Here is an 18,840-nt window from a genome sequence, read left to right as displayed (position 1 = left end):
GTTGCCGGGTTTTTTTATAAATGAACGCCATCAGTCGTGAACGAGTACCTGGAAGGTATCTAATTCATACTCTCTGCCGTTATAGCCGATGCAGCAACCTCTGCTGAGGTGACTTCCAGCTTTACCCACAAAGAGACCGTTATCGAATTTTGCACGGGCAACGTAGAGCTTAGTGCCATTGGCTTCATGTCCCGCCTCAACCATATTCGGTGGGAAATGTTTATCCTTAACGTCTACCCATTTTAAAGCGCCCACGTAAACTTCAAATTCATTACAAAAGTGCTCTCTTCCTCCCCATGGGACCCATGCCGTATTGCCGAACACCCATTTCCCCGGATGAATCCCACCATTCACTTTTGCGCGAATAATAAACAATGGAGATGGTCCTTTGATACCAGGAACACCTATTTCATAACCTGCTACAGGCGCGTCCAATGGGATAAACTCATCTCTTTTCGCTGATTTCCACATAATGATGTCCTTTTCAGTCTAAATAATTATCCGTAGTTAAAATCATTAAAACTCAGAAATTGAATGAATGGCAAAGTCATTATTCAGGCTTTGAAAAATAATCACCTTAACCAGTGATTTTTCCGGGCCTTCCGCATGGATAAAACGGCGAAGCGCAATAAAGGTATGGAACTGGCCAGCCACAAGCTGGCTTCCGACATACAGTAGTGGGAAATAACCCGCACCATCAATATCCTTGAAAACCGTGTCGAACATATTGATATGTTCTTCAGACATTTTATCAGCATGCATATTTACAGCAGGGTTAACGATAATACCGCCCATTGTATTTTCCATTGCATCACTCCTTGTATGAATATTAGAAGAATCTTAACGCAGATAAAAAATAGGATAAATACGGATTGTGTTTTGTGAAGAAAATCACGATTTAATACTAAGCGCAACGTATTTCCAGCCTAGTATTCACCCCATCAATATATAACACGCCTGATATTGATAGCGTAAGGTATTTTCCCGGTACCATTATTAAAAAAGCCTCTTCTAAAAGAGGCTTTGCAGTAATGAGATTATTATTCAGGTATTAAAAATATTTCCGTAAATATTCCGTCAGGCACAAAATCGCCATTGCCTGTCCATACGGCATCGAGGTCAGCGGTATCTGGCGGTAAAACGCCAGATCGCTGCCCATCCCCGTCCCGAAGGACGTTTGCAGCAGTTCCCCTTCCGGCGAGATGTTTTGCACGATACCGCGGATCGCTTTCTCCGCCACCTCTGCATACTCTGCGCCGACATACCGCTTGCGCACGGCTTTCAGAATGCCGTAGGCAAACCCTGCCGTGGCCGACGCCTCCAGATAAGAATCAGGATCGTCCAGCAGCGTATGCCACAATCCACTCTCATCCTGACATTTTGCCAGTGCGGCGATCTGCGCATTTAGCACCTGCACCAGATAGCGACGAACGGCGTTGTTTTCTGGCAGATCCACCAGTTCGAGGAAATCCGGGATCACGATGGTCAGCCAGCTGTTGCCGCGCGCCCAGCGGGCCCGGGCAAAGTTGTGATTGCCGTCGTAATTCCAGCCGTGGAACCACAGCCCCGTCTCACGATCCATCAGGTTCTGTACGTGGAGCAGGAATTGATAGATCGCCTCCTCGACGTACTCCGGCTTGTTAAGCAGTTTGCCGATTTTCGCCAGCGGCAGCACCGTCATCATCAGCGTGTCATCCCACATCTGCTGATGGTTCTCTTCCGCCAGTGTGATGTGCTGCATGCCGCCATGTTCGGTGCGCGGCATCTCATTCATCGCCCATTCCGCCCAGCTTTCCAGCCACGGCAGCCAGGCCGGGTTTTTGGTCTCTTCGTAGCGATACGCCAGCGTCAGGAACGGCGACATGGTATTCACGTTTTTGGTGGTTGCGCCTTCTGCGAAACGGTCATTAAACCAGCTGTCGATAATCTCGCGCATGCCTGCGTCACCGGTCTGGCAGTAATACTGCCAGATACCGTACAAACCAACGCCGTGCGTCCATTCCCATCCGGCCCAGCCTTTGGTGTCGATCACGCGCCCGTCGTCCAGCCGCAGCAAAAACTCACCCGTTTTGTCGTGGATATTGACCAGATTATGCGTCACCTTTTGAATCAGCGATTTCAGTTCATCCCTGGCGATAAAGCGCTCAGGCTGACGCAGTAACGGGCTATGTTTGACAGGCCAAACTTTCATCATCTTAACCTCTGTTGTATGTCGAATTCAGTACCGCACGATCCTTCAGTGAAGGGGCCGCCGGCTTGTTGCGATTCAGGTAACCGATATTGTTGTTGCCCCACAGGGATTCATACGGCATACCGGCCAGCATCTCCACGGTGGCGCGGGCCTGCGGGGTCGCCGCCTCCGGCATCGCATGGCCGGACTCGCGCATTTTCGCGGTCTCTTCACGCAGGGTGCTGTGGGTCTGCAAATTGAGTTTGAAGCGCAGGGAGACCAGGAAGCCGCAGAACAGTACCAGAATGGTGCCGACGCTCAGGATCATCAGGATAGTGTGGCTCACTTCCGCAGGCTGCACTTTTTGACCGCTGACAAAGCCAGACATCTGCATCACGATCCCCACCAGCATTACCGCACCGGCCTGGGACGCTTTACGGGTCAGCGTCATGATGCCCGCGAAGATCCCTTCGCGACGCTGACCGGTGATCACTTCGTCCACGTCAGCAATGTAGGTGTAGGTATTCCACGGTACGTAGTTGATACCCCCGCGGCCAAGACCGGCAACCGCAGAGATCAGCAGCAGCAGAGCGTAAACGTCGCTCAGGCCCGCGTAATAAAGCACCGCGTAAGAGAGCGAGGCCAGGCCAAACAGCACGACCACCATGCGGTAAGACGGCGCAGGTCCGAAGCGAATGCACAGCGGGATCATGCCAATCACGGCGAGGAACTGGAAGATGGCCATCGTGCCCAGCAGGTTGGACGCCATGGATGCTTCCTGCATCAGCACAAACACCACGTAATAGGTGAATACGGCGTTGAACACATCCTGGGCAATATAGCCGCCGAGATACATGCCCAGATGCTGGCGGAAAATCTTGATACGCAGCGTCGAACTTAATTCGACAAAAAGACGGTTCAGGCTCTGTCCCAGGGTCAGCTTTTTCTTCTCTTCTTCAGCGCGCAGGGCTGCTTCAGACCACTCTTCCCGCGGACGCTCCCAGGTGAAGAACCAGACGAAAGTAAGCATCAGCGCGCAGAGTACGGAGAAGACCAGGCTTGCATAGAAGAAGGAGATCGCGTTGTCTTTGCCGAAATGCGTGAGCAGGATCCCCGGCAGGAAGGAGGCCAGAATGGCGGACATCTGGGCCATGGAGATACGCGCCCCGGAGAATTTGGTTTTTTGTTTGAAATCGTCAGTCATTTCCGGCACCAGCGTTTCATACGGCACCAGAATCATGGTGTAAACAATATCAAAGATCAGATACGTCAGGAGGTAATACCAGAAACTCATGTCCCCTACCCACATCAGCGAGTAGCTGAAAACGCAGGGAATACCGAGCAGGATGAAGAACTTACGCCGGCCAAAACGCTTACCCAGCCAGGTGGTACCAAAATTATCGGTTAAAAAGCCCATTAACGGACTGACAACCGCATCCAGCACCCTTGCGGCGGCGAAGATAAAGGTTGCTTCAATCGGTGTGAGTCCACAGAAGGTCGTATAAAAATACAAAAGCCAGGCGGCCGTCAGGGCGGTAGTCCCCGCTCCGAGGAAGTCCCCTGAACCGTAAGCAAGATAATTTGCGAGTCCAATTTTACGTGTTTTCATTGCCGTCAACCCTAATCAGTTTTGGGAGACTCCCTGTAAGCAAACCTCGTCCGGGAGCTTTTACACGGCTACAGTAAAAGTATCGACCTGGTGAAACCTTTCTGTTTCTGCCATCACAGGGTGGTGAATGGCAAAAATGCAAAGAGTGTCAATACGCGTGTCACTGATTTATAAAACAGCGTTTCTTTTGTATCAAAAGGGAAGGTCAATTTTGCCAGCCAGCCTTCAGAAATGCCTGAAGACTGGCGAAAAGGCGGGCAGTTAGCGGTAGTTGACGAGCACCTCGTTGCGCTGAACCTTCAGCGCCGGGATCAGACGTCCACCGCCTGGCACTTCCCAGATAAAGCGTAAAGGTTCCTGAGCAGACACCCCGTTGAAGGCCTGGGTGATGCCACTTTGGCCCTCGATTTCCGCGCAGCGGGTCAGCGAGCACAGCCGCACCCGCAACCCGGCCGGTGTGGGTCCCGTCAGGGTGTAACTCCAGGCCACCAGCGTCATCTGCCCGGAGACGGGCTCAGAGGCTGACAGCGGACGGGAGGAGATCGACTCCCCCCGATGGTTGAGCGTTAAGCCGATACTGCTGGCCTGCCATGCCCCCTCGCCTGCGGCCTGCACCGCCAGCGGGAAAAATAAGATCCACAGCCACTTACGCATTATTTCCCTCCTATGGTCGCCGTCATGCGAATATTGCGGTTATCGGACAGCTCCATATTCGACAGCACCACCAGCTGGTTCAGGCTCCGGCGCAGGAAGCGCGACAGCAGCGGACGCAGCGCATGATTCACCAGCAGCACCGGCGGCGCGCCCAGCATCTCCTGACGCGCCAGCGCCTCCTGGGTTTGCGCCAGCAATCTGTCCGCCAGACCCGGCTCCAGCCCGCCACCGCCCTGTAGGGCCTGAAGCAGCAGACGTTCCAGCGGCGTGTCCAGGCCAATCACCTGCACTTCGCCGGTTCCCGGGAACCATTGCTGGGTTATGGCGCGCCCGAGCGCCACGCGCACCACCGCCGTCAGCTCATGTGGATCGCTCTGGAGCGGCGCATGCTCGGCCAGTGTTTCCAGAATGGTGCGCATATCGCGGATCGGCACCTTCTCATCAAGCAGATTTTGCAGCACTTTGTGCAGGGTGGTTAAGGTCAGCACGCCCGGCACCAAATCTTCGGTTAGCTTTGGCATCTCCTGCGTTACGCGGTCAAGCAGCTGCTGCGCCTCCTGACGTCCAAACAGTTCCGCGGAGAACTGGCCAATAAGATGGTTGAGGTGCGTCGCGACCACGGTACTGGCCTCAACAACCGTGTAACCCTGGATCTGCGCCTGCTCTTTCAGGGCGCTCTCAATCCAGATGGCCGCCAGACCAAAGGCCGGGTCGGTCGTCTGCTCACCCGGCAACGTGCCTGCGGCAGTGCCAGGGTTAATCGCCAGCCAGCGGCCGGGGTACGCATCACCGCTGCCGATTTCCACCCCTTTCATCAGGATGCGGTAGCGGGCGGGCGGGAGATCCATATTGTCCCGGATATGCACCACCGGCGGCAGGAAGCCCATGTCCTGGGCGAATTTTTTACGAATGCTGCGGATACGGCCAAGCAGTTCGCCATCCTGCTGGAAATCCACCATCGGGATCAGGCGGTACCCCACTTCCATCCCCAGCGAATCTTCGAGCTGAACGTCGTTCCAGGTGGCTTCCACCGCCTGGGTATTCTCAGGCATTTTGACCGGCGCTGGCTCTGCCTTAGGCTGCGTTTCGCGGCCACGCATCCACCAGGCAAGGCCCAGCAGCGCGGCAGTGAACAGCAGGAATACCAGGTTTGGCATGCCCGGCACCATACCGAGCAGGCCCAGTACCGCCGCGGAGAGCAGCATAACGCGCGGGTTGCTGAACAACTGCCCCACCATCTGCTCGCCTACATCCTGATCGGTGCTGACGCGGGTCACAATCACCCCCGCCGCGGTGGAGATCACCAGTGCCGGGATCTGCGCCACCAGACCATCACCAATGGTCAGCAGCGTATAGCTTTCCGCTGCGTGGCCCATGTCCATGCCGTGTTGCAGCACGCCGACGAGCAGGCCGCCGACGACGTTAATCACCATGATCAGAATGCCCGCGATGGCGTCACCGCGCACAAACTTACTCGCACCGTCCATGGAGCCGTAGAAATCTGCCTCCTGGGTCACTTCGGCACGGCGTTTTTTTGCTTCATCTTCCGCAATCAGCCCGGCATTCAGGTCGGCGTCGATTGCCATCTGCTTGCCCGGCATCCCGTCGAGCACGAAGCGCGCGCCCACTTCTGCGATACGCCCCGCCCCTTTAGTGATAACCATGAAGTTGATAATCACCAGAATGACGAACACCACGATACCGATGGCGAAGTTGCCGCCCACCAGGAAGTGACCGAAGGCTTCGACCACCTTGCCCGCCGCCGCCGCGCCGGTGTGCCCTTCCATCAGGATGATACGCGTGGAGGCAACGTTCAGCGCGAGGCGCAGCAGCGTGGTGAACAGCAGGATCGTTGGAAACGCGGCGAACTCCAGCGTGCGCTGGGTGAACATCGCCACCAGCAGCACCATGATGGACAACGCAATGTTGAAGGTGAAAAGCAGGTCGAGGATAAATGCCGGTAACGGCAGCACCATCATCGACAGAATTAGCAGGATCAGAATCGGTCCGGCAAGGATCTGCCATTGCGTCGATTTCAGGTTGCCGGGCAGGCGCAACATTGCCACCAGATTAGCCATCAGTGTCCTTCTCGTTCAAAAAATCCAGTGCTTCAGGCACCGGAAGGTTCTCAGGTTTTACAGGTCGTTGACCGCCCGCTAAACGCCAGCGTTTCAGTTGCCACACCCAGGCCAGCACCTCTGCGACAGCGGCGTAGAGCTGGCCCGGGATCTGTTGTCCAATTTCCGCGTGGCGATACAGCGCACGGGCTAATGGCGGTGCTTCAAGGATCGGTACGCGGTTTTCCGTCGCGATTTCACGAATGCGCAGCGCAATTAGCCCGGCCCCTTTCGCCACCACTTTCGGTGCGCTCATTTTGTTTTCGTCGTACTGAAGCGCCACGGAGTAGTGGGTCGGGTTAGTGACAATCACATCGGCTTTCGGCACATCTTCCATCATGCGACGACGCGCGGCAGCACGTTGCATCTGGCGGATACGGCCCTTGACGTGCGGGTCGCCTTCCATCTGTTTATATTCATCGCGAATATCCTGACGCGACATTCGCAGCTTCTTGATATGGGAAAAGATCTGGAAGATAACGTCGAACGCCACCATCGGAATAATGCTGAGAACCACCAGCAGCGAGCCTAATCCGACCAGGTTCAGGGCATTCTTCATCGCCGTCATGGGGGATTCACTGATCAGACGCATCATCTCCGGCCAGTGGTGCCACAGAAAAAACCCGGCAGCACTGCCCATAAGAAGCGATTTCAGGATCGCTTTAAGAAGCTCAGCCCCGGTTTGAGCTGAAAACATTTTCGCAATACCGGGTAGCGGGTTGAGCTTGGAGAATTTCGGTTGCAGCGATTTACCGCTGAACACCAGGCCACCGAGCATGACCGGCGAAACAAGAGCCACGATGACCACCCCGGCAATCAACGGCAGCAGAGCGATCATGGCGCTTTTTACCAGGTTGATGATCTGAATGAGGATCAGATTGGGGTCATTGACCATGCTGTGATCAAAACGTAAGCCAGCAGAGAGCATTCCCGCCAGTCTGCGGGCAAGCATCTCCCCGCCCCACCAGATTATGCAGACGCCCACCACCAGGATCAGCAGGGAGGTCAGCTCTCGGGATCGGGGGATCTGCCCATCCTCACGGGCTTTTTCAAGTCGGTGGGGTGTGGGGGCTTCTGTTTTGTCGTCGTTCTCTTCTGCCACTGTGCCTGCTCGCAGCCCATTAATTCACGGGTATCATGCCAGCGCAGAGAAAATCCAATGGCGGGAAAAGCCCGTTTATTCGGGCTCTTTTCGCTGTTTTTGTTCTGAACAACCTCAGGCCGCGTTCACAGCCTGAGGCAGAAGGGCAATCAGAAACCAAGACTGTCCAGCAGATCGTCCACCTGATCCTGGCTTGCCACCACGCCCGCTTTACTGGTGTCAAGCTGTGGACCATTGAGCAGGCTTTCGTTCTCGCGTTTCGGACGGGCAGCCGGTTCCGGAATATTTTCCAGCAGCACCATCAACAGCTGACGTTCAATCTCCTGAATCACATCCATCATGCGCTTGATCACCTGGCCGGTGAGGTCCTGGAAATCCTGCGCCATCATGATGTCCAGCAGTTGCGCATTGGTGAAGCTGGTGTGTCCTGGCACATCGCCCAGGAACTGACGGGTGTCCGTTACCAGTTCGCGGGCATCCGCCAGCTCAATGGGGTTCTCAAACCACTCATCCCAGCGTTGGGTCAGCGCTTTCGCCCCCTTCTCCATCGCATCCTGGTGCGGCTGTGACGCCTCAACGCTGTTCAGCGCTCGCTCGGCCGCCTGCGCGGTCATCTGCACCACGTAGTCCAGACGGTCGCGCGCGTCGGGGATGGCTTCCGCCGCTTCGGCGATAGCCTGGTCCAGCCCCAGCTCACGGAGGCTGTCGCGCAGCATGCGGGTCAGGCTACCAATACGGGCAATAATGTCGCTCGGCGAATGTTCTTCAACGGGTTTCATAGCAGGTTGCAACATTTCCATCACCTCACATGCCGAGTTTCTCGAAGATCTTCCCGAGCTTCTCTTCCAGAGTCGCCGCGGTGAATGGCTTCACCACGTAGCCGCTTGCGCCCGCCTGTGCAGCGGCAATAATGTTCTCTTTCTTCGCTTCTGCGGTCACCATCAGCACCGGCAGAGAGGCCATGCCTGCATCCGCGCGGATGGTTTTCAGCAGTTCGAGACCGTCCATGTTCGGCATGTTCCAGTCGGAAATCACAAAACCAAACCCGCCAGCCTGGAGTTTGTTCAGCGCATCCACCCCGTCTTCTGCTTCTTCAACGTTGTTGAAGCCTAGCTCTTTTAGCAGGTTGCGCACAATGCGACGCATGGTGGAAAAGTCATCCACAACCAAAAACTTAAGCTCTTTATCCGCCATAAAATAATACTCCTGAGTCAAATACGTATTGCCTGTCCGGCACTGATTTTCGCCAGCATCTGCTGGCTTACCTGGCTAAGATCGACCACTTCGCTTACGCCACCCATATTGATGGCCTCGCGCGGCATGCCGAACACCACACAACTTGCTTCATTCTGCGCAATCGTCCAGGCGCCAGCCTGGTGCATCGCGAGCATTCCGGCGGCGCCGTCGTTGCCCATCCCCGTCAGGATCACCCCCACGGCGTTGCGCCCCGCATGTTTCGCCACCGAATGAAACAGCACATCCACCGACGGACGGTGCCGGTTAACCGGCGGCCCGTCATGAATTTTGATTTGATAGTTCGCCCCGCTGCGCGCCAGCTCCATATGTTTGTCACCCGGGGCGATATACGCGTGACCTGGCAGCACGCGCTCGCCGTCTTCCGCCTCTTTCACGCTGATCTGGCACAGCTTATTCAGGCGCTCCGCGAATGAGCGGGTAAAGCCCGGCGGCATATGTTGCGTAATCAGGATACCCGGGCTTGAGAGCGGCAATGGCTGGAGTACATGGCGAATTGCCTCTGTTCCTCCGGTTGACGCCCCAATGACCAGCAGTTTTTCCGAGCTGAGTAACGGTCCGGCCTTCAGGGTTGCCGGCGCGGCCATCGGCTTGTGGGCCGCCAGTTTTGCGCGCGACGCGGTACGGATTTTCTCGGCGATCATCTCGCTGTACGCCAGCATCCCCTCGCGAATGCCGAGCTGCGGCTTGGTGACAAAATCCACCGCCCCCAGCTCCAGCGCGCGCAGGGTGATTTCTGAACCTTTACCGGTCAGAGATGACACCATCACCACCGGCATCGGGCGCAGGCGCATTAATTTTTCCAGGAAATCGATGCCATCCATGCGTGGCATTTCGACATCCAGCGTCAGCACGTCGGGGTTATATTTTTTGATTAAATCCCGCGCGACCAGCGGATCGGGCGCTGTTGCCACCATCTCCATATCGCTGTGGCTATTGATGATTTCGGTCATGATCTGACGCATCAGCGCCGAATCATCGACAGACAATACCCTGATTTTACTCATGCTTTTTCCTTACTCAGCGCATAAACCGTTTGCCCACGCAGGCTAAACTCACGCACGAGGTTGCTGAAGTTTTCCGAGTGCCCGGCAAACAGTAAACCGTCAGGCTTGAGCAACGGAACAAAGCGACGCAGAATGTCCTGTTGCGTCGTTTTATCAAAATAGATCATCACGTTACGGCAAAAAATGGCGTCGAATGGCCCCGGCACGTTGTACTGCTTATCCAGTAAATTAACGGGAGCAAATTCCACGCAGTTCGCCAGCTCCTGGCGTACGCGCACCAGTCCTTCATGCGGGCCGGTACCGCGCATGAAGTAACGCTGTAGCTGCTGAGGAGACAGCGTTTTTAGTTCATCCTGGCGATAAACGCCGTTACGGGCTTTTTCCAGCACTTCGGTGTCGATGTCGCTGGCGTACACTTTCCAGCGGCCCGGCGCCATTCCCAGGGTGTCTGCAAGGGTGATGGCCAGCGAGTACGGCTCTTCCCCGGTAGAGGCTGCCGCGCTCCAGACGCGATACTCTCCGCTACGGCGACGGGCGTGTTCCGCCAGCACCGGGAAGTGATGCGCCTCGCGGAAAAACGCGGTCAGGTTGGTGGTTAATGAGTTGATAAATGCCTGCCATTCGGCGCTGTTCTGGTTCGCTTCGAGCATGCTCAGATAGCGGCCAAAATCATCCAGCCCCAGCGTGCGCAAGCGCCGCACCAGCCGGTTGTAGACCATGTCTCGCTTATGGTCCGCAAGCACGATCCCCGCACGCTGGTAGATTAACTGACATATCCGACGAAAATGCGCGTCGGACAGCGCGAGGCGCTGTGTCATCTGCAACAATAATGACGTTTGCCCTGAGGGCATGGGTGATGTCATAGCGCCTTCTCAATCACATTCAGGATACAACGGGTACGGCCTGTGACCGTCCGACTTCTGTTACTGCTTCAACGTGCTCTTTCACATTAAATACGGCGACCAACCCGGTAAGGTGATCCGCCTGGTTTGCCAGCTGATCGGTAGCCGCCGCCGCCTCTTCCACCAGTGAGGCGTTCTGCTGCGTAACCTGATCCATCTGTGTAACGGCCTGCGCCACCTGCTCAATACCACGGCGTTGTTCATCAGACGCCGAGGCAATCTCGCCCATAATGTCGTTAACCCGCGTCACGGAGGTGACAATCTCGTGCATGGTCTGCGCGGCGGTATCCACCAGCGCGGAGCCCTGCTGAACGCGGGAGACCGACTCTTCTATCAGCCCTTTGATCTCTTTCGCCGCGTTGGCGCTGCGACTGGCGAGGTTTCGGACTTCACCGGCAACCACCGCGAACCCGCGCCCCTGCTCTCCGGCACGCGCCGCTTCAACGGCCGCGTTCAGCGCCAGAATATTGGTCTGGAACGCGATACCGTCGATGACGCTGATAATGTCGCCAATTTTCTGCGAGCTGGCGGCAATCTGCTGCATCGTGCTGGCGACGTGAGAAGCCTGGTCGCCCCCACGTTTCGCCGTCATCGCCGCCTGTTTTGACAAGTCGGACGCCTGACGCGCGTTATCGGCGTTCTGGCTTACCGTCGCGGTCAGTTGCTCCATGCTGGCCGCCGTCTGCGCCAGCGATGCCGCCTGCTGTTCGGTGCGGGATGAGAGGTCGTTATTGCCTGCCGCAATCTCGGAGATCCCGGTATGCATGGCGTAACTGCCCTGACGAACGTTGCTTACCGTTTCCCGCAGCGAACTCTGCATCGCCTTCAGGCTGGCGAAAATCGCTGATATTTCATTCCTGCCATACACGGCCACCGGACGCGCCAGGTCGCCCTTCGCCATACTGTCGAAGTGGCTGCTGACGATCGCCAGCGGCTGGACGATCATTTTGCGCGACCACCACAGCGAGCCGCCGGTCAGCAGGGCGGCCAGGATCACCATGGTCAGGAAAATCACCCCTGACATGCGGTAGCTGGTACGGCTGTCCGCACCGGCACGCGCCACAAACTGGTTAATATCCTGCTGCCATGCGTTAAAGCTGTCGTCAAATGCCGCCTGAGACGCCTGCACCGGCGCGGTCAGGAAGTCAGAGAGCTGGTTGTTCTCCAGCCACGTCGCCTGATGGTCGAGATCGCCGTACCACACATCAAAGGTCTTTTTCATGGCGACCTTCAGCGTTTTCTCTTTCTCACTCACCGCCTCCTGCGCCGTAAACGCCTTAAACTGCGCGTCGGCCTGCTTCAGGCTGCTGCGGGCCACGACCATCAGCGCCTTAATATCATCCGGCGGATAGCTCAGCGCGGTTAACGTCCCTGCTTTGTTCAGCGCAGTGCTTGCCTGTAACAGCACGGCACGCGTTTGTGCCAGTGCGGAGCGCTGCTGATTACTCGTCTCAACTTCCTGCAAATTCTGATAGCCATCGCGAAACGCCCAGAAAGACAACCCGTTACTGCCAACCTGCAAAACCCCACACAGGATCAGAATCAAAAACAGTGTGGTCGAGATACGAATACGATTTAACATCCACGCTCCCATCAAGCGGCAAGCAGCCGCGGTTTAATTGTCAGTCAAAATGTTTCCCAGTTTTCATCTTGTCCGGTCACCGCTGCGCGCGTAGGTGTTGTCACGGGCGCCGGGGTTGCTTCGCTGTACGCTGACCGCGAGCTGACCGTATTTGTTGTTTTTGAAGTAAGACGGAACGCCGAGACGGCCATTTTCAGGCGGCTCGCCTGCTCCTCAAGCGCAGCGGCCGCGGCAGCGGACTCCTGCACCAGGGCGGCGTTTTGCTGCGTCACACGATCCATTTCCGATACCGCCAGAGCGACCTGGTCAATACCACGACTCTGCTCATCCGATGCAGAGGCGATTTCACCCATGATGTCCGTCACGCGCGTCACGGCATTCACGATGTCATTCATGGTTTCACCCGCACTTTCCACCAGCACCGAGCCGGTATCCACGCGTGAAACAGAGTCTTCAATCAGGGCTTTGATCTCTTTCGCCGCATTGGCGCTGCGGCTGGCGAGGTTACGTACTTCGCCAGCGACCACGGCAAACCCACGTCCCTGCTCGCCCGCACGCGCCGCTTCAACGGCCGCGTTCAGCGCGAGAATGTTGGTCTGGAAGGCGATGCCGTCGATAACGCTGATGATATCGGCGATTTTCTTCGAGCTGTCGGCAATGTCATGCATGGTTTTCACCACGCCGTCGACCACCCGACCGCCGCGCTGGGCGGTGTCGGACGCGCTTTCTGCAAGCTGCGACGCCTGACGGGCGTTGTCGGCATTCTGCTTCACGGTCGCGGTGAGCTGCTCCATGCTGGCCGCCGTCTCTTCCAGAGCGGACGCCTGCTGTTCGGTACGGGACGAGAGATCGTTGTTGCCCATCGCGATTTCACTCGTGCCGGTATAGATGGCATCCGCCCCCTCGCGCACGTTGGCGACGGTATCAATCAGCGAACGCTGCATATGGTCGACGCTGGTCGCCAGCTCGGTGATCTCGTTGCGACCAGAAACGGTCAGCGTTTTCGTGAGATCGCCCCGGCCAATATCGCGGATATGGGCAATGACGCGGCCAAGCGGATTAAGAAGGATATGACGAATGCCGTACCACACGGCCACCAGCACGATGACCAGCGCGAGGGCGAGCACCGCCATCTGCCATTTCGCGAAACGGTAGTCGTTCTGGCTTTGCGTAAAGGCGGAGTGATAAAGCTCGCCGCTGGCTTTGGCGTACTCGCCGAGCGCCGCGCCGAGGGCGTTCTGCATGCCCTGGGTCGGCTGCGCGAAATAGGCGTCCATATTGCCCTTCTCCAGGAACTGCACCAGCTCCGTGAGGCCGGCGAAGTAGGCCAGATATTTTTCATCTATGTTCGCGCTCGCCTGCGCCATTGCGGGCTGAGGGGCGATTTTTTTGAAGGCCTCGTAATGTTTCGCCGCGTCTGCCAGCGTGGCGCGCGCATTCTTCAGCAGTTCCGTTTTTGCGCTGCTCTGCTGGTTGTTCGGATCCATCATCATGCGGGCAGACGAGCGGCTCAGATTGATACGCGTCTGCAACATCAGATCCCAGGTTGTGGTCAGTTCGCTTTGCTGCATCCGCAAATCGTTCGAGGCCGCGAAGCTGTCCTGGTTCTGTTTTAACGAGGAGAAAAAGAGGCCGCCAGAAATAAGCTGAAGAAGTGCGAAAATGACCAGCACCATCATAAGCATTGTGACAACGCGGATACGGTTCAACATACAACACCTTCTCATCGATTGATTAACGGTGTTATCGGCAGGGGCCACGGGAACTTTACATTTGCGAAAGGGAAAAGCGCGGGGTGTCAGAACGCGACGTCAACGATCAGCGTGTCGGTGTAGGTTCCGGCAGGCGGCGTGGCCTGGCTGGTCAGGACCTTAGCGCTGTAGTTATAGGTGCGTAAAAGCCCGTCGGTACTGACCTGGGATGAGCTGGCGCTGGCCCAGCGCTCGCTGCCACTGCCGCCCCAGCGGTTGCTGGTCGCCTCTTTATAGATGTCGTAACTCATAAAATTGCTGCCGCTAACCATACGACGAACGTTGTTCAGGGCGTTTGCTCCATTATTAATGCCTATGGTGTAGGTGCTGCCCTTGGTGCAGGTGACGGCGATCGACTGCGAAACGGTGGGAAAATTTTGCACCAGCGGCGCGCTGTTAAAATTCACGTCCGGCGTGGTCATCGTGCTGCAATCGTTGGTCACGGTCATGTTGAGGAGAATGGAGGTAGTTGCCGTGCCGGTTTGCGGGGTCAGGCATAGCCCGCCCGCGCCAACGGCGCACACGTTGTAGTTGATGCTGAACGTTAACAACACCTGGTACGGCCCGGCCGTGACGTTCTGCCCCGGCACAGTACGGAAATAAAGCGGAATGTTGTAGCGCCTTGACCCCAGCAGCCCGAGCAGGGTGTTGCCATTCCAGGTATAGGTTTTGCTGATTTGTACTTCACTGTTTCCGCCGCAGCCAGTGGCACCGCACAGGCGCGTGGGGATAACGTCCGCGATGGCCGCATTATCGGTACGCTTCATGGTGGCGCGGCTGTTGGCGGCTATCGACGCCGAGGTGTAGGTCAGCGTCACCGAGTCGTTGGTTAGCAGGTTGAGAACAGTATCGCAGGACACCACCAGCGTGCCGGTGGTTTGCACCTCCCCCGTACTGCTCAGGGCGAATGAGGTGACGCTGCCAAACGAGGCGTTCACCGTACTGACGGTGCAGGCCGCCCAGCCGCTGCCCGAGAACAGCAACAGTATGGCTATCAACAGGCGTTTCACGGCGCCTCCCGGCAGGTCAGCGGACCGTAGGTTTGCAGCTTATGCTCGGGATTTGCGCCCACGTTCAACGTTGCGATACAGCGTTTACCGTCCGGGGTGATGACCTCCAGAGGATTCACATCGTTGAGGTTTTCCAGCCAGGCGAGGCCGTCGTAGCCAACAACCGCGCTACTGCGGGACGCGCGTTTGACCTGGCTTCCCACCGGGATCGCATTGCCCTGCGCGTCATGCAGGATCACGCTGGCAACCCGCTCCTGCTCCATCGGGAAATCCACCAGATAACCGTTATGCCGACGAATCGCCACCCGACGCTCGGTCTCTTTCAGCCGGGTATCCGCAGGTAAGTTCAGGGTATCAATGCGGTAGCTCGCCGGGTAATAGGCGGAAACGCCGCTGACCAGCAGATAACCTTTGTTATTGGTTTTACCAACCGGCTGGTTCTCGTAGCTGACGGGTACGTCCGGATGTCCGTCGGTGCTGATCACCACAAACGCATCGTTGATTTTGTTCGCCGCAAACAGCTCACCGTCCATCAGGACGACAGAGCCCATCGCCTCGCCCCACCAGGTCATCATCCCCTTCTCACCGTAGCCGCCGCCCTGAAGCTCAACATTGTTATTCCGCCAGCCGAGCGTGGCCTGTTGATAGTTACTCGACCGCGACTGGTTGGCCCAGGCCATGTTCCAGCTAAAGCCGCCGTCAGACCGCATCGAGTGGTTGTAGTTAATGCGTTGAGTGCTGCCTGCGTCAGGCGTGTTTTCAAAGGTAACGGCGGCGCTGTCACGTTCGCCCAGAGGGACCTGCAACGACAGCGCAACCGTCCAGTCATCCCGCTGCTGGTCACGGCTGGCCGCCAGGTAAATACTGCTTGAGCGCCACAGATTTCGGCTCCAGGAGAGGTTGAGCAGCTCGGTTTTCCGGCTGTCAAAACTCTCCACGCCGATCCACGCCGCACCGATATTGCCGTAATCACCGAGGTTAAAGGTTAAGGAGTACTGGTCGGTATTGCGGCTCAGGCTGGCAACGGGGTTATCATATTCATCATAAACGGTGGGCTGATCGTACAGGGCGAGGTTGCCGAAGCCGCGGTCGCGTCGGGTATGCTGGGTCGCTACGCTAAACTCGCTGGTGCTGTACTGATAGCCCCAGTTCATCTGGCCCCCTTCGTCGCCGCGCATCCGGCTTTGGGTATAAGACGTGTTCACCACGCCAAAACGCCCGAGCTTCAGCACCGTGCCCGCGCCGCCGAGCGCCAGCGACTCCGCCCCTTCCGCATGCCCCTCCAGCGTCAGCCAGTCGGTCACCCCGTAGCGATACGATCCGCTGCCCGCCGCCGGGCCATAGTCAAAATTCTCTATACCGTAGTTGCGCCGCAGGCTGCCCAGCGTCACGGCGCCGTCGCTTAACCCCTGCTTCAGCAGATCGCTGCTGACATAAAACGGCAGCGTGGTGCTCACCTGACGTCCCAGCGCGTCGGTGGTGACCAGTACCGCATCCCCTGCGCCGTTGATGTACGGCAGATTAGTGAGGGTAAACGGCCCCGGCTGAAGGCGGGTGGAGCCGGAACGGTAGCCATTAATAAAGAGATCGACCGAGGTCGGGACGGCCGCCTCACCGGAAAACGCCGGCAGCGGCCAGGTCACCAGATCCGGACGCAGGGAGAAGTCGCGCCCGTAGCTGATCCCGCCCATCCGCACGCTGGTGCTCCAGCTCAGCGCATCGCTGATGACGTCCCCGACGGTCCAGGTGGTGGCATCCTCCTCGTTGGTGATCAGCAGGGTTGAGTCATAGCGCACGTATCCTTCCTGCTGCCCGCTGCTTCCGGCGAAATTCTGTCGGGCGTACCCTGTCGAAGAAAACGAATAGTCTTCGTTGAAATAGCGGAACTCATGCCACACCGACGCCTGGCCGCCCGTATGTTCGGTATGGTTGGTATAAACGTCGTAGTTGAGCAGCGCGCCCCGGCCATAATGCGGCTTGCTTTGCGCGCTCTGACCGCTAAACGACGTGATCCGTGCCGCAACCCAGTCCCGGGGGACCGTCAGCATGAGCCGCTGGGCGCTGCTGTCATACTCTACGCGTACCGATGAGAGCGTTGAAAGGTTCACCTCTCCGGCAGGCACATGCTCCTGCGGCAGTCCGGCGCGAAGCAAATCCGCTCCTGAAATAAACCAGGCGCCCTCGCGCTGCGTCACCGGCACCACCAGACCCGTGTCATAGTGGTTCAGCACCAGGGCGAGCTGGAATACAGCTTCGCCGTTCATCGTCCGAGCGTCCGGCGGCGGCGGTAAACTGTCGTCGCCGGTTTCGGCAAATGCGCTGGTACTGACGCAAAGCAGGATCATCATCGCCGGTTTCAGTTGACGGGCGTCGATTGCCATTGCGTATCCCTGGCATTAATTTGCGCGCTCATCCGATTCGGCTGATAAATCCCTGCCGGAAGCGGCCAGCTTCGGGTGCTGCCTGGCAGCACATAACCCAGCAGCCCCTCGGCAACCGTGCGTTTTTGCCCGCCCTGCTCAACCGCAACCTGGCTGAGCCTGACGTGAACGTTCCCCTGATTGCGGACCTCAAGCGCGGGTTTCCCCTCCTCCTGAATGACCCGCCAGTTGAGCTGCTGAGTGTTCGCCAGCGCGTGATGCTCTCCTTCGTTGAGGGTGGGGATCCCCTGTCCATAAACAAATAAGGGAATGGAATAGCGCATTTGCAGTTTGAGGCCCATAGACGGTTCCGCTTTTGCATCCGGCTGGGGAATCTCATCCACAATGATGCGGTAGGCTTGCTCGACGCCGGACGGGATCGTCCCCTGCTTAATCAGGCGAATAAGCTGTTTACTGCCTTTAGCGATAGTCACGATCGGCGGGCTGGCGACCACATCCTGCTGGGCGGTGTAACGCTCATATCCGCCCTCCTGTTTCCAGCGCACAATGCGTATCTGCATTGTCGTGGCGCTGTTGCCCTGATTCTGGATCCACAATTCAGTTGCTCTGGCGTCTGCCGAAAGCCACGGATCGATAGGCCAAAGAAGAATGGTTGCGGCTGCTTGCGCCTTAACCGCTGTAAGGGCCGTTATCCCCAACAGACTCAACAGGCCTGACCGCCTGAAAAATGGCTTCATCAATGCTCTCCCTTTCCTACCATGACAAGGTCACGGTGAGTTGATCTGAATACGTTCCTGACGGGCTAAACCCGGTCAAAAGCGCGACGCCAAAAAGAGGCAGCGCGATGTTATTGCTGTTGGTATAGGTAATCGGTATTGCCTGGTTAACCCCAATTTCACTGTTTGCGGCCAAAGAGCTGCTGCTGTAGAGCCGGTAACCGACCACCTCTGTCCCGCCTGAACGCGTCATCCGCCGCACAGAGCTATAATTCTGACCGCCATTAATGCTCATACTTAGCGCCACACCCGGTGTGCAGGCGATGGACAACGCGCCGTCGGCAACAAAGCTGGTGCTGACCGGTGCGCTCTCCACGCCGCTGCGGGTCCCGAAATTCAGCGTACCGAAACGCCCGCCGGTGCCGGTGCTCACCGAGCATCCAGGCACAACCGTCGCGCTCACCCTGAATGACTGAGACGTCACCGCCCCGGCGTCTGGGATCAACATCAGCCCGACCAACAGGGTTAAAAAAGGGTGCACGACGCCCTCTGCGCTGTCGCGCAGACATAACAATGCCTTCATGG

Annotated in this window: 17 protein-coding genes; all 17 read right to left on the bottom strand. The window is 57.3% G+C overall.

The features are described from left to right. Positions 1 to 30: 30 nt before the first annotated feature. Positions 31 to 471: a DUF3421 domain-containing protein gene (locus tag L350_RS19210; RefSeq protein WP_022648495.1), complete on the bottom strand. Its 441-nt coding sequence runs from the start codon at positions 469 to 471 to the stop codon at positions 31 to 33. 45 nt (positions 472 to 516) lie between these two features. Next, on the bottom strand, positions 517 to 807 hold the full coding sequence (locus tag L350_RS19215) for a hypothetical protein (RefSeq protein WP_032624037.1): 291 nt from the start codon (positions 805 to 807) through the stop codon (positions 517 to 519). 244 nt (positions 808 to 1,051) lie between these two features. Further along, a complete protein-coding gene (locus tag L350_RS19220) occupies positions 1,052 to 2,191 on the bottom strand; it encodes a beta-galactosidase BglB (protein ID WP_032622451.1) in 1,140 nt (379 codons plus the stop codon). A gap of 4 nt (positions 2,192 to 2,195) precedes the next feature. Next, complete coding sequence (locus L350_RS19225) at positions 2,196 to 3,779, bottom strand: MFS transporter (protein WP_022648498.1); 1,584 nt, start codon at positions 3,777 to 3,779, stop codon at positions 2,196 to 2,198. Positions 3,780 to 4,040: 261 nt separating this feature from the next. After that, positions 4,041 to 4,433, bottom strand: coding sequence for a flagellar protein FlhE (locus L350_RS19230; RefSeq protein WP_022648499.1), 393 nt, complete (start codon positions 4,431 to 4,433; stop codon positions 4,041 to 4,043). Further along, complete coding sequence (flhA, locus tag L350_RS19235; RefSeq protein ID WP_003859723.1) at positions 4,433 to 6,511, bottom strand: flagellar biosynthesis protein FlhA; 2,079 nt, start codon at positions 6,509 to 6,511, stop codon at positions 4,433 to 4,435. The genes L350_RS19230 and flhA overlap by 1 nt, the downstream gene beginning before the upstream one ends. Then, complete coding sequence (flhB, locus tag L350_RS19240) at positions 6,504 to 7,652, bottom strand: flagellar biosynthesis protein FlhB (protein ID WP_022648500.1); 1,149 nt, start codon at positions 7,650 to 7,652, stop codon at positions 6,504 to 6,506. The genes flhA and flhB overlap by 8 nt, the downstream gene beginning before the upstream one ends. A gap of 149 nt (positions 7,653 to 7,801) precedes the next feature. After that, positions 7,802 to 8,446, bottom strand: a complete 645-nt coding sequence (gene cheZ, locus L350_RS19245; RefSeq protein ID WP_022648501.1) for a protein phosphatase CheZ — start codon at positions 8,444 to 8,446, stop codon at positions 7,802 to 7,804. A 10-nt stretch (positions 8,447 to 8,456) separates the two neighbouring features. After that, a complete protein-coding gene (cheY, locus tag L350_RS19250) occupies positions 8,457 to 8,846 on the bottom strand; it encodes a chemotaxis response regulator CheY (RefSeq protein WP_000763862.1) in 390 nt (129 codons plus the stop codon). A gap of 17 nt (positions 8,847 to 8,863) precedes the next feature. Then, complete coding sequence (locus tag L350_RS19255; protein WP_014884341.1) at positions 8,864 to 9,913, bottom strand: protein-glutamate methylesterase/protein-glutamine glutaminase; 1,050 nt, start codon at positions 9,911 to 9,913, stop codon at positions 8,864 to 8,866. Next, the gene (gene cheR / locus L350_RS19260; protein WP_017384409.1) at positions 9,910 to 10,776 is read right to left on the bottom strand and encodes a protein-glutamate O-methyltransferase CheR; all 867 of its coding nucleotides are present in this window, start codon (positions 10,774 to 10,776) and stop codon (positions 9,910 to 9,912) included. Before cheR ends, L350_RS19255 begins: the two co-directional genes overlap by 4 nt. 19 nt (positions 10,777 to 10,795) lie before the next feature. Then, positions 10,796 to 12,397, bottom strand: a complete 1,602-nt coding sequence (gene tap, locus L350_RS19265; RefSeq protein WP_032624035.1) for a methyl-accepting chemotaxis protein IV — start codon at positions 12,395 to 12,397, stop codon at positions 10,796 to 10,798. Between the two features lie 44 nt (positions 12,398 to 12,441). Continuing rightward, positions 12,442 to 14,109 (bottom strand): methyl-accepting chemotaxis protein II, encoded by a 1,668-nt coding sequence (gene tar / locus L350_RS19270; RefSeq protein WP_032624034.1) that lies wholly within the window; start codon positions 14,107 to 14,109, stop codon positions 12,442 to 12,444. A gap of 86 nt (positions 14,110 to 14,195) precedes the next feature. After that, a complete protein-coding gene (locus L350_RS19275; protein ID WP_023300457.1) occupies positions 14,196 to 15,158 on the bottom strand; it encodes a Csu type fimbrial protein in 963 nt (320 codons plus the stop codon). After that, positions 15,155 to 17,539 (bottom strand): fimbria/pilus outer membrane usher protein, encoded by a 2,385-nt coding sequence (locus tag L350_RS19280; protein WP_032624033.1) that lies wholly within the window; start codon positions 17,537 to 17,539, stop codon positions 15,155 to 15,157. The genes L350_RS19275 and L350_RS19280 overlap by 4 nt, the downstream gene beginning before the upstream one ends. After that, positions 17,515 to 18,276: a fimbrial biogenesis chaperone gene (locus tag L350_RS19285; protein ID WP_023300459.1), complete on the bottom strand. Its 762-nt coding sequence runs from the start codon at positions 18,274 to 18,276 to the stop codon at positions 17,515 to 17,517. The genes L350_RS19280 and L350_RS19285 overlap by 25 nt, the downstream gene beginning before the upstream one ends. 16 nt (positions 18,277 to 18,292) lie before the next feature. Continuing rightward, positions 18,293 to 18,838, bottom strand: coding sequence for a Csu type fimbrial protein (locus L350_RS19290; protein WP_022648507.1), 546 nt, complete (start codon positions 18,836 to 18,838; stop codon positions 18,293 to 18,295). Positions 18,839 to 18,840: the final 2 nt, after the last annotated feature.

The organism is Enterobacter sp. MGH 4, from assembly GCF_000534735.1.
GTDB classification, from domain to species: domain Bacteria; phylum Pseudomonadota; class Gammaproteobacteria; order Enterobacterales; family Enterobacteriaceae; genus Enterobacter; species Enterobacter intestinihominis.
The sequence above is the reverse complement of the archived record's forward strand: the minus strand, read 5'-3'. Positions and strand labels throughout refer to the sequence as shown.

Excerpts from the sequence above, each read along its gene's own strand:
- L350_RS19210 (WP_022648495.1), bottom strand. The coding sequence starts at position 471 with ATGTGGAAATCAGCGAAAAGAGATGAGTTTATCCCATTGGACGCGCCT.
- L350_RS19215 (WP_032624037.1), bottom strand. The coding sequence starts at position 807 with ATGGAAAATACAATGGGCGGTATTATCGTTAACCCTGCTGTAAATATG.
- L350_RS19220 (WP_032622451.1), bottom strand. The coding sequence starts at position 2,191 with ATGAAAGTTTGGCCTGTCAAACATAGCCCGTTACTGCGTCAGCCTGAG.
- L350_RS19225 (WP_022648498.1), bottom strand. The coding sequence starts at position 3,779 with ATGAAAACACGTAAAATTGGACTCGCAAATTATCTTGCTTACGGTTCA.
- L350_RS19230 (WP_022648499.1), bottom strand. The coding sequence starts at position 4,433 with ATGCGTAAGTGGCTGTGGATCTTATTTTTCCCGCTGGCGGTGCAGGCC.
- flhA (WP_003859723.1), bottom strand. The coding sequence starts at position 6,511 with ATGGCTAATCTGGTGGCAATGTTGCGCCTGCCCGGCAACCTGAAATCG.
- cheZ (WP_022648501.1), bottom strand. The coding sequence starts at position 8,446 with ATGTTGCAACCTGCTATGAAACCCGTTGAAGAACATTCGCCGAGCGAC.
- cheY (WP_000763862.1), bottom strand. The coding sequence starts at position 8,846 with ATGGCGGATAAAGAGCTTAAGTTTTTGGTTGTGGATGACTTTTCCACC.
- L350_RS19255 (WP_014884341.1), bottom strand. The coding sequence starts at position 9,913 with ATGAGTAAAATCAGGGTATTGTCTGTCGATGATTCGGCGCTGATGCGT.
- cheR (WP_017384409.1), bottom strand. The coding sequence starts at position 10,776 with ATGACATCACCCATGCCCTCAGGGCAAACGTCATTATTGTTGCAGATG.
- tap (WP_032624035.1), bottom strand. The coding sequence starts at position 12,397 with ATGTTAAATCGTATTCGTATCTCGACCACACTGTTTTTGATTCTGATC.
- tar (WP_032624034.1), bottom strand. The coding sequence starts at position 14,109 with ATGTTGAACCGTATCCGCGTTGTCACAATGCTTATGATGGTGCTGGTC.
- L350_RS19280 (WP_032624033.1), bottom strand. The coding sequence starts at position 17,539 with ATGGCAATCGACGCCCGTCAACTGAAACCGGCGATGATGATCCTGCTT.
- L350_RS19285 (WP_023300459.1), bottom strand. The coding sequence starts at position 18,276 with ATGAAGCCATTTTTCAGGCGGTCAGGCCTGTTGAGTCTGTTGGGGATA.
- L350_RS19290 (WP_022648507.1), bottom strand. The coding sequence starts at position 18,838 with ATGAAGGCATTGTTATGTCTGCGCGACAGCGCAGAGGGCGTCGTGCAC.